7 protein-coding genes are annotated in these 10,997 nt (G+C 56.1%); 1 reads left to right on the top strand and 6 read right to left on the bottom strand.

Going from position 1 to position 10,997, the window contains the following annotated elements:
• Positions 1-12 precede the first annotated feature (12 nt).
• The 5 genes from AC2FJB_RS09960 to AC2FJB_RS09940 form a co-directional block, all read right to left on the bottom strand.
• Entirely contained in the window at positions 13-2,190 is a 2,178-nt protein-coding gene (locus AC2FJB_RS09960) for a Tex family protein (protein ID WP_496718202.1), read from the bottom strand.
• Positions 2,191-2,343: 153 nt separating this feature from the next.
• Complete coding sequence (locus tag AC2FJB_RS09955; protein ID WP_496682998.1) at positions 2,344-3,084, bottom strand: aspartate/glutamate racemase family protein; 741 nt, start codon at positions 3,082-3,084, stop codon at positions 2,344-2,346.
• A gap of 39 nt (positions 3,085-3,123) precedes the next feature.
• On the bottom strand, positions 3,124-4,362 hold the full coding sequence (locus tag AC2FJB_RS09950) for an NAD(P)/FAD-dependent oxidoreductase (RefSeq protein ID WP_496718201.1): 1,239 nt from the start codon (positions 4,360-4,362) through the stop codon (positions 3,124-3,126).
• Position 4,363: 1 nt separating this feature from the next.
• Complete coding sequence (locus AC2FJB_RS09945; protein ID WP_496718199.1) at positions 4,364-6,577, bottom strand: TRAP transporter permease; 2,214 nt, start codon at positions 6,575-6,577, stop codon at positions 4,364-4,366.
• Between the two features lie 79 nt (positions 6,578-6,656).
• Positions 6,657-7,664, bottom strand: coding sequence for a TAXI family TRAP transporter solute-binding subunit (locus AC2FJB_RS09940; RefSeq protein WP_117874051.1), 1,008 nt, complete (start codon positions 7,662-7,664; stop codon positions 6,657-6,659).
• Between the two features lie 129 nt (positions 7,665-7,793).
• Between AC2FJB_RS09940 and AC2FJB_RS09935 the strand changes: the two genes are divergently transcribed.
• Positions 7,794-8,738: a LysR family transcriptional regulator gene (locus AC2FJB_RS09935; RefSeq protein WP_496718198.1), complete on the top strand. Its 945-nt coding sequence runs from the start codon at positions 7,794-7,796 to the stop codon at positions 8,736-8,738.
• A gap of 44 nt (positions 8,739-8,782) precedes the next feature.
• On the opposite strand, the gene AC2FJB_RS09930 is transcribed toward AC2FJB_RS09935, so the two are convergent.
• Complete coding sequence (locus tag AC2FJB_RS09930) at positions 8,783-10,996, bottom strand: hybrid sensor histidine kinase/response regulator (protein ID WP_496718197.1); 2,214 nt, start codon at positions 10,994-10,996, stop codon at positions 8,783-8,785.
• Position 10,997: the final 1 nt, after the last annotated feature.

The raw sequence follows: 10,997 nt of genomic DNA, 5'->3' as shown, positions 1-10,997 counted from the left end.
GCAGATTGCAGATCAGGCGCGCTGCTTTCCGCCGCCGCCCTGTTTGCGCATCGAAAGACCGATACGCTTTCTGGGCACATCCACCTCGACAACGCGCACTTTCACAACTTGCCCGGCCTTGACGACCTCATACGGGTCCTTGACGAAGCGGTCCGCCAGCTGGCTGACATGAACCAGCCCGTCCTGATGAACGCCCACATCCACAAAGGCCCCAAAGGCCGCCACGTTTGTCACGGTGCCCTCAAGAACCATTCCGGGCTTCAGATCGGTTATCTCTTCGATGCCATCCGCGAAACTGGCCGTGACAAAACTGGGCCGGGGATCCCGTCCGGGTTTCTCAAGCTCGGCAAAGATATCCAGAACAGTGGGCAGGCCGAAATCTTCGGTTACGAATTGTTGTGCCCGCAACCCTTTCAAGGACTCTTCATGGCCCATGATGTGCCTGATATCCCGACCGCAGGCCGACACGACGCGGCGGGCGACTTCATAGGCTTCGGGGTGCACCGACGACGCATCAAGCGGTTCAGCGCCGTCCCTTATGCGAAGAAACCCGGCGCACTGTTCAAAGGCCCGCGGACCCAAGCCTGCGACGGACAACAGGTCTTTGCGCGATTGGAACGGTCCGTTCAGATCGCGATGGGCGACGATGGCTTCGGCTTGCGCGGGGCCCAGTCCCGACACACGCGCAAGCAAAGGTGCAGAGGCTGTGTTCAGGTCAACCCCGACCGCGTTCACGACATCCTCAATCGCAGAATCCAGGGATTGCGACAGGCGGTGCTGGTCAACGTCATGCTGGTATTGCCCCACGCCGATGGATTTCGGTTCGATTTTGACCAATTCTGCCAAAGGATCCTGCAATCGCCGGGCGATGGACACCGCCCCGCGCAGCGAGACATCCAGATCGGGAAACTCTCGTGCTGCCAGTTCCGACGCGGAATAGACTGAGGCCCCAGCTTCGGACACTACCACCTTAGTTGGCGCTTTTACCGTCTTGGGGAGCAAATTCAGTGTGTCTGCAACCAACCGTTCAGTTTCTCGGCTCGCGGTTCCGTTCCCGATGGCGATCAACTCGATCTGGTGGGCCGAGATCAGATTGAGGATGGTCGCCTGCGCCCCGCGCAGATCGTTTTTTGGTTGAAATGGATAGAACGTATCAGTGGCGACGACCTTACCCGTTGCGTCAACCACTGCCGCCTTCACGCCAGTGCGGATGCCGGGATCAAGACCCAAAGTAGCCCTGGCACCTGCAGGCGCGGCAAACAGCAAATCCTTGAGGTTGCGCGAAAAGACCTGAATTGCCTCGTCCTGCGCCCGGCTGCGCAGATCGGCCATCAATTCGACCATCATGGACAGCGAAAGCTTGACCCGCCACGTCCACCCGGCAACTTTGCGCAACCAGGCATCACCCGGTCCATTGCCGCGTGTCTGCAAATGTGCGGCAACAATGGTCTCGGCCCGTGCAGCCCCAAATTCCGGTTCCGGCGCGATATCAAGCGAAACAATGCCCTCTTTTGAAGCCCGCAGCATTGCCAGCGCCCTGTGCGATGGAACATCCGCCCAACGCTCGGAATGGTCAAAGTAATCGCTGAACTTAGCGCCTTCCTTTTCCTTCCCGTCGATAACCCTGGCACTGAGCTGCGCTTCGCGCTGCATGAACATACGCAATTCACCCAGCAGTGTCGCATTTTCAGTCAATCGTTCGGTCAGAATGTCGCGCGCGCCCTTCAGCGCGTCTCGAGGGGTGGCAACGGCTTCGCTCAGGTATGCCTCGGCCAGTGTGTCCGGGTCCGCATCGCGATCGGCCAGAATGGCTTCGACCAGGGGTTCCAGCCCGTTTTCCTGCGCGATCATCGCCTTGGTACGCCGTTTGGGTTTGTAAGGCAGATAGATGTCTTCCAGCTGTGCCTTGGTTTTGGCCCGAGCTATCGATTTGCTCAGATCTTCGGTCAGCTTCCCTTGATCTTTGATAGAATTCAGGATGGTTTTGCGCCGTGCCTCGAGTTCACGCAGATAGGTCAAACGCTCGGACAGAAGACGCAATTGGGTATCGTCCAACCCACCGGTTGCTTCCTTCCGATAGCGGGCGACAAAGGGAACCGTCGCACCGTCATCCAATAGATTGATCGCAGCACCGACCTGATCGGGACGTGCATTGATCTCGGTGGCTATGGTGCGGGCGATACGGTCCAAAGGGGCCTCCTGAAACGGCAGTGGAGTGGCTTCTTAACCAGCCGCTTCAGCAAGGGAAAGTCCCTTGTCCCGGTCCGTCGAAAGGTATCAGCAGGTAGCCACTGTTTTTGCGGCTATTTGGCATTTCTTGGACACTACCAGCGCGCGACGGCCTCAACTCCACGGCATCAACCCGCAATACCCGGTACGCGCGCTTACTGTATGCGCCATTTGCGCTAGCGTCGTCAGGTCAAAAACAGGTAGTCTCAGTTCTTCCTGAATGCGTTTTGCATAAGGGGGAAGATCCGTGCATTCTAATACCACGGAGCGTATTTCAGGCGTATCGCGCTTCAGCCTATGCGCAGCATCCAACACTTCGGCCTCGATCAAATCTGTGTCCATGCGGGTGCGCGTGTTGCGCAGGATGACCTCGGCAAACTCGCTAGTGTGCTGCAAGCCCTGTACGGCAACAGGAACGCCCCCCGCCCCAACGCCTTCGAAATGGCGTTGTGTCAGTGCCGATGAATCCGCTGTAATCACCCCGACCGGCGCGCGGGCCCCGGACATGTGAAAGGCCAACGGCACCTGTATCAGGCTCGAAGCGAAGACAGGCACCGAAACGGCCTCGGCCAACTCTTTTTGGAACAGGGCGAGAAACCCGCAACTTCCGGTAATGGCGCGCACGCCTTCAGCCTCAAGCCGTTGCGCGCCTTTTATGAAGGGGTTCAGCAAATCAGGCGTCGGATTGTTCAGCAGCGTTGGCACCGTAACGCCATCTATCATTTCGTACAGCACCGGGAACGGCAGGCTGGAAGGGTTCTTGATATGCCCTGGTGGTTTGGGGAAATAGCTTTCCAGACACAAAACCCCGATTGAGGCTCCGCAGATATTCTGTCCACCCTGGTAGATCGGCATGATGGGGTAATCCTTCTTCGAAACGGTGGCTGGCGCGAGTTAAAAGCGTGACAAGGCGAATGAATCCAACGGGATGTTGAGGCGTTGACCTGACACCAGGTCGGCCACCAACTCACCGGTTTTTGGGGCCATCATCAAACCGTAATGGGAATGACCAAAAGCGGTGAACAGGCCCTTGTGCCCCTCTACCGGACCGATCGCAGGCAAACTGTCAGGAAAAGACGGGCGTCGGCCCATCCAGAACTGCGTATCCGAGGTGTTCAGATCCGGCATCATTGCGCGGGCCTGTGCGGTCAGAAGGGACTGTTTGCGTGGATCTGGCGGCGCGTCGATGCCGCCGAATTCGGCCGTACCGGCCACACGCAAACCGTCCTGCATCGAACTGGCCACCACCTTGGCGTCCACGTCCATCACCGAGTTTTCCAGGCTGGCTGAGGGGGTCGGAAATTGGACATGGTATCCACGCTCGGCCACCAGTGGCACGGGCAAACCCAAGGGTTTCAGCAACTCGGCAGACCAAACCCCGGCGGCCAGCACAACAGTGTCGGCGTGGATCGTGCCGGCCGGCGAGGTCAAATTCCATTGTCCGTCTTCCGTGCGCTTTATTCCTTTGACTTCTGTCCGCACGAACTCGGCGCCTTGTTGACGGACCTTGTCGGCCAAAACCGCACCGACCCGACCAGGAGACGTAACCCGCGCCTGTCCCTTGATCAGGATCGCAGCGTTGAAATCTCTGGAAAGCGCGGGTTCGATCCGGCGCAATTCTGGTCCGTCGATCCGCTCAAGATGTCCGCCTTTTTCCTGCCGGATCAGATATCCCAGATCCTTCAGGTCAGCCTGATCCGGGTTGCGAAACGCGTGGATATAGTTGGAATCAACAATAAGGTCTTCGTGCCCGGTATTTTGCAGATGTCTTCGGTACAGATCTATCGATGGACGGCACAGCACCTCCATTGCGTCCGAAATGTTGCGTACGGATTTCACACTTGAACTCTTCAGGAATCTCAGGCCCCAGGGTATCATCCTGGGCCAGAACGAGAGCCTGACGGTCAAAGCGCTTTTCGGGTCCAACAGCATCCGAGGGATCGTTTTCCAGATGCCGGGCGTGGCCTGCGGGATCACCGACCACGGTGAGACGACACCGGCATTGCCGAACGATGTCTCCTGCCCCGGTTCTCCACGGTCGATCAGCCGCACGGCAATACCGCGCTCCTGCAAGGAGAGCGCACAACATAGGCCGACGATCCCGGCGCCGATGATGGTCACTTGTTCAGGCATGTCAGACCGTTGCTTGAATTCGGCTACGGGCGATCAACTGTGTGACAATGACAGGAGACGCCACCGCCAATGCGATCAAGTCAGCCGTCAGAGTGGGCGCCACGAAGATAATCCCGGCAACGACCATCAGGATGCGCGACACGAGACTGAGTGGCTGCAACCAATACCCCACGACCGCTGCCGAAAGCGCGATGACACCGGCAATACAGCTGGCTGCGGTATAGGTGAATTCCCAAAGATCAAACCCGGTGGAAGACACGAACAGCAAAACCGGCGCATAGACGAACGCCATTGGCGCGATTACTTTACCCAGACCAAGCGTAAAGGCGGACAGCCCGGTGCGGAACGGGTTGGAATTCGCAATCGCTGCCGCCGCATAGGCCGACGTACAGACCGGAGGTGTGATCTCGGACACCACGCCGTAATACAGTACGAACAGATGGCTTGCGATGGGCGGAACGCCAAGCTGGGCCAACGCAGGCTGCGCGACCGAAACGAGCATGATGTACAGCGCCGTGGTTGGAATGCCGGCGCCCATCAGAATGCAGACGATGGCAATGAAAACCAGCGAGATAAACAGTTGCAAGTCTTCCATCGCAAACAGTTGGAAACTGCCGAATGAGATCATGTTATAGAGATCTGCCGCCAGGTTCCCCGCACCTTGTGTCACCATGAATCCGATGCGGAAACCGATACCGGTGGTGTTGATCACCCCTACAACGATACCCACTGCAGCCGCCGCAGCGCCCACAGCCAGAGAGTATTTCACACCCAGTTCAACCGCCTGCAGCATCTCGGGCACTTCGATACGTTTCTGCGGGTTAAGCGTGGCGATCACCGACAGCCCACACAGGATTGCCGTCATGGTCAGGTCAAAGCCTCCATCCGAGAACTTCCACAGGACGAACCCAAGGAAGGCTGCTGCATAGATCAGTGTCGGAGGTTGCTTGATCCGCGACATGCCTGCGATGACAGCAAGCGAAATGCCACAAAAGGCCGACATAAATGGCGTGTAGCCGGTGAAAAGGACCACCAGCAGGCCGATCAACGGCACGATGTTGGCCCAGCCTTCAGTCCAGACAGCCTTGAGCTGCGGCAACTGTTCTTTCGCCAGACCCTGAAGGTTCAGCTTGCGCGCCATCAGATGCACTACAGCGAAAACACCCACGTAATGCAGAAGTGCCGGAAATATCGCAGCGATCACGATGGTGGTATAAGGCACCTCGAGAAACTCAGCCATGATGAAGGCCGCAGCCCCCATGATGGGTGGTGTGATCTGGCCGCCAGCCGAGGACGCGGCCTCGACGCCGCCCGCAAAATGGCCGGGGTATCCAAGGCGCTTCATGTTGGGAATGGTCAACGCGCCGGTCGAAACGGTGTTGGCCACCGAAGAGCCCGAGATCGTGCCGAAGAAGGCCGAGGATACCACCGATACTTTGGCCGGACCGCCCGTATAGCGACCCGCCAAAATTGTAGCGTTGTCGATGAACAATTGCCCCAGCCCAGTTCGCTGAGCGATCACGCCGAACAAGACAAAATGGAACACGATGGTCGATACGACCCAAAGCGTTACACCATAGATACCTTCCTGCGGAAAGTACATCGATGATACGAAGGTTTTGAAGTTCACACCCGGGTGCTGCAACAGCCCGGGAAAATAGGGGCCCAGCAATGCATAAGAGATGAATACGCAGATGATCAGAGGCAGGACCCAGCCCAACGTGCGGCGTGCAATGTCCAGTACCAGCAGGATGATCACGACCCCGAGAATCACATCATAGTTGTTCGGGTTGCCCATGCGGAAGGTCTGCTCCTCGATCCCCAGAAACGGAATGCCGCGCCAGGCGAAGCCCACGTATAGTGCGGCGATGATGCCAAGCATCATGAATACCAGGTCATAGAGAGGGATATTGCCGACGCGGAATCGGCTGATTTTGAGCGCATAGAGGCTTTTCACCCCGATAATCGGGATTGTGGCGTAGACCAGAATGAACAGCAGGGCCAGATAGATGCCCATATGCCAGTGGTCGGCAGGCAAACCGAACCCAGCCGTGAAGAATTCGTAGAACGCAAAAATCAGGGCGACCACGCGCAGCACCTTGCCTGCGGTGGGCGTGACCTGCCGGACAGCGGCACCCTCGTCGAACTGTTCTTCGATGGCCGCAAGTTCCTCTGCCGTCAGTTCGTGGTCATCAAGTTTCTGGGTCTCGGACATGATGGCCCCCCGATTTCGCATAATTCCAGAGTGCGGTGCCCCGACCGGGGCACCGGCGACAGGTTTCAGTCAGGTGTGGCTATTGAAGAAGACCGGCTTCTTTATAGAATTTCTCAGCACCCGGATGCAGCGGAACACCCAGCGCCTCGACGCCATCGAGGGCAGTATCAGGCGTGATCTGCTTGCCCTTTGCGTGGCCGTTGTCCAGCAGCTTGCGGGTATTATCGTTCCACAGGGCTTTGGTCAGCTGATAAACCAGATCTTCGGACAGGTCCGATGACACAACCAGCATAGCGCTGACCGCTGGGGTTTTTGTTTCAGTGTCAATACCCTCATAGACGCCACCCGGAATGGCCGAGGGGATATAGGCAGGGATAATCTCGTTAATCTTTGCCAAATCTTCATCGGTGAAAGAATGCAGGTTCATGCCCTTGGTCGAAGACAGTTGCACCATTGCGGCAACCGGCCAGCCCGCCGCGTAGAAATAGGCGTCCAGTTGGCCATCGGCCAGACGTTCGGCACTCTGACTGTTGTTCAACTCGGCCTCATCCATGTTGTCACGGTTGACGCCCCATGCTTCCAGCATTTGCAACACAGCGACCTGCGTTCCCGAACCAGCTTGCGCGATACCGACGCGCTTGCCTTTGAGATCACTCAGATCGTTGATGGTCTGACCCGCGGGAAGAACCAGGTGCAGGTCTTCGGGGAACAGGTTTGCGACGATGCGCAGATTCGGGTGGGGTTTGCCTTCAAACTTTCCCTCACCCAGATACATCGAACGGGTTACATCAGCCGCGGCCAGGCCGGCCTCAAGCTCGCCGTTTTGGACAGCGGCATTGTTGAAGACTGATGCGGTTGTTGACTGTGCGATCGCGATCAACCCGGGCACGCCGCATTGTCCGCCCTCTTCACAGGGGCGTGAGCCCGGAGGGGCCGAAATCCCGTTGGCGATGGTCCCGCCGATCGGGAAATAAGTGCCGCCTGCACCACCGGTGCCGATGCGGAAAAAAGTTGGATCCTGTGCAAACGCTGGTGCAGCCAGTGCGCCAGCCAAAGCCAAACCCGTCAGGCATTTCAAAAATCTCATCGTAAGCTCCCAGTTTTGGATCATTGGATTCGGTTTGTCCGAACTCTGATCCAATCAGCCTATGGAGTTTTATCATAAATACAAATTTGTTATATTTAACAAAACGAAAGTTTACCTTATGTATTGAGCATGAACCTTGCTCAATTGACAGTTTTTCGTGAGGTGATGGAAACCGGGTCCATATCTCAGACCGCAAAGAAGCTGAACCGGACACAACCCGCGATCAGCCTGGCAATCAAGAACCTGGAAAGAAGTCTTGGACTGACCTTGTTCGAACGAAAAGGTCGGCGTTTGATCCCGGTGCCCGAGGCGCACTACCTGTTGGCGGAAACCACTGGGATACTGGACAGATTATCAACGGTTTCCAGCACGATGCACGGGCTTCTTAAAGGAAGTTCAGGCAATCTGAATATTGCTGCAATGCCGGGACCGTCCATTTTTGCCTTTCCGAATTTCATCAGCCGCTCGGTTGGCGGGAACCCGGACATCCGGGTTACGCTGTCGACCCGCAGTTCGCCTCAAATAATGGAACTTGCTGGTACCCAGAACATCGATTTCGGGTTTGCCGATTTCGAGCACCCGGTCGGAAAGAAACCACAATTCACGGCAGAAATCATAAGTGGAGATTGCTTTTGCGCAATGGATCGAGACAATCCGCTGGCTCAAAAAAAGACCCTGACGATTTCAGACCTTGATAGCGTGCCAATGGGTGGGCTGTACGACACACACCCTTTTCAGAAGAAAGTGCAGCGTGCTTTTCAGATGGTTTCTGCGTCTTACAAACCAAGCGTGACATGCCAGTATTTTCTGCCACTCATACCCTTTGTCGGATCGGGACAATGCTGCACTATAGTCGATCCTTTGACCGTTGCGACAGAACGAAATCTAAACATCTCAAATGGCCGTGTCGTATTCCTGCCTTTCAAGGACCCGCTCAGATATGAATATGCGATCCTTACGCCGGATCATCGCCCCCCTTCACAGTTGGCGCTAAAAATAAAGGCGGGCTGGAAGGCGGAAGTTGTGTCTATGCTGGTTCAGACCAAGGCCAATCCGCGGACAGAAGATATCTGAAAGAAACGTGGCTGACCTGCAACTCAACCGACAACTGGAAAAACTCACGCGTCGCGTACCATGGAGGCTTCCAGAGTTGATTTGAGCAGTTGTGAATCGATTGGCTTGTATAGAAGGGGCAACTTTGCTTGCTTGCATTGCTCGACAAGCTCAGGTGATCGATTGGCTGTAATAATACAGCCAGGCAGATGCCCAAATTCATCTGTCAGGGCGCGCATGGCGTCCGTCCCTGTTTTCCCGTTGTTCAATTGATAATCTGCGACGACAAAGTCTGGAAGGATGCCTATCTCGCGCAGAAGACTGATTGCTTCGTTTTCGCTTTCGCATTCAAGAACTTCGACGCCCCAGGATTCGATGGTCATGGTTAAAGCGTTGCGCAGGTTTTCATCGTTTTCGATCAACAAAGCGATGGCGTTGCCGGGCACATTGAGACTTGGTTTTTGTATCGCTGAAGAACCGAGGGAAACCTCTGGCTTTGCTTTCGTCAAAGGTATCTCGACCGAAAAGCCTGTCCCCTTTCCGACTTCGGAATGAAGATGGATGGGGTGCTGTAGCAACCCACAGGCCCGCTCAACAATCGCTAGACCCAACCCCATGCCTTCGGCAGCGCTGGCATCCGAATGCAGGCGCTGAAATTCCTGAAACACAATATCTCTTTGATCTGATGCTATGCCGATGCCCGTGTCCCAGACCTCCAGGGCAATTGCGTTTTTGCGATGCCTGACACCGACAAGAACTTTTCCAGTCTCGGTGTACCGGATCGCGTTTGACAACAGGTTCTGCAATATCCGCCGAAGATAACTGGCATCGCTTGTGACCAAAGCCTTCGTGTCGACAAAACGCAATTTCAGACCTTTGGCTTGGGCGACGGGCCGAAAAGCGTCCTCCATTTGTGAAAAAAGCTCGCCCACCGACACCGTAGACAGATGCGCCGTGGCTCGACCGGAATCCAGCTTAGATATATCCAGCAAGGCTTCCAGAATGTGTTCGACACTGTTCAGTGCACTTTCGGCTTTTGCTGCGACGCTACGAGCGGAGTCTTTGTCCAGGCCACTGCCCAGTGACGCAACATAGAGTTTTGCCGCAGACAGAGGTTGCAGCAGGTCGTGGCTGGCGGCTGCCACAAAGCGCGATTTTGATGCATTCGCCCGCTCGGCCTCATTCAGTGCATCCGCAAGTTCCATTGTGCGCGACGCCACACGCTGTTCCAGCATTTCCTTGGCTTCGTACAAAGCCTCAGCAGACTTTCGTTCTGCAGTCACATCAGTAAAGGAGATCACAAAGCCCCGGTCAGGCATTTCCTGGGCAAAAACAGACAGTATTTTTGATCGACCCCGATGCATCTGGAATTGAAGAGGGCGGCGAGAAGTCTGCCGGCTGACCCAATCCAGCAGATCCGCCTCGGTAATCCCTTTCTCAAAGCTGATGTTGTCGCTGAGGCGATTGGACAGGGTTTCAAACCGTGTGCCCATCTGAAACTGCGTGATCGGTATGGCCAAAAGCTCGCTTGCGCGGGTGTTCCATCCGATCATGCGGTGCTTGTTGTCAAATATGCAGACGCCCTGATCGATATGCTCAAGCGTTGCGCGGATCAGCCTTGCCTTGTCGTCAAGAATGCGAACCCTCTCCTGCCGCTCGATCCGCATGATGTCTGTTACGTCGGTTTGCAGGATCACAGTACCACCGTCTGGCGTGCGGTGTTCGGACACTTGAGACCATCGATTGCCGGCAAGACGAACATTGAACACCACGTGGTCATCCGCGTGGCGATCCAAGCGGCTTTTGGCCCAGTCCTGGGAAGTCATTGTCTCTGGCAGGGACAGGAACCCGGATTGGCTGACCAATTCTACATACTCGGTAAACCGCAAGCCGGGGCTCAGCTGTTCCTGAATGTCAGGCATATGCAACCCAAACCGGCTGTTGCACAGCACCAGTTCTTCGTTGCGATTGAACAGAGCAAACCCTTCCTGCACCGTTTCGATCGCGTTTGCCAAATCCGCCCGCGCCGCTTCGGTTTCCTTGTTGGCCTGCGCCAACCTGGCGTTGGAGTCATTCAGAAGCTCAAGCGCGCGTTCAAGCTCATCCGTTCGGGCGCGAACTTCTTGCTCCAGAACCGCTGCGCGCTGAAACTGCGCATAAGCCGCGCCCGAGGCGTCGGTGGATTCCTCGACACGCCGCATGAGGGCCTCGACGATTTTCCTCAGCTTTTCGTTCTGACGATCAAGCGTATCCGAGGGATCTGTGAGATGCTCGATCATG

The organism is Ruegeria sp. CDSC085 (assembly GCF_059610465.1).
This window is presented reverse-complemented; position numbering and strand designations above follow the sequence as displayed.

What these genes read in the sequence shown, in the direction of transcription:
- AC2FJB_RS09950 (WP_496718201.1), bottom strand. Translation starts at nt 4,362, where the DNA reads ATGCCTGAACAAGTGACCATCATCGGCGCCGGGATCGTCGGCCTATGT.
- AC2FJB_RS09935 (WP_496718198.1), top strand. Translation starts at nt 7,794, where the DNA reads ATGAACCTTGCTCAATTGACAGTTTTTCGTGAGGTGATGGAAACCGGG.
- AC2FJB_RS09955 (WP_496682998.1), bottom strand. Translation starts at nt 3,084, where the DNA reads ATGCCGATCTACCAGGGTGGACAGAATATCTGCGGAGCCTCAATCGGG.
- AC2FJB_RS09945 (WP_496718199.1), bottom strand. Translation starts at nt 6,577, where the DNA reads ATGTCCGAGACCCAGAAACTTGATGACCACGAACTGACGGCAGAGGAA.
- AC2FJB_RS09930 (WP_496718197.1), bottom strand. Translation starts at nt 10,996, where the DNA reads ATGATCGAGCATCTCACAGATCCCTCGGATACGCTTGATCGTCAGAAC.
- AC2FJB_RS09940 (WP_117874051.1), bottom strand. Translation starts at nt 7,664, where the DNA reads ATGAGATTTTTGAAATGCCTGACGGGTTTGGCTTTGGCTGGCGCACTG.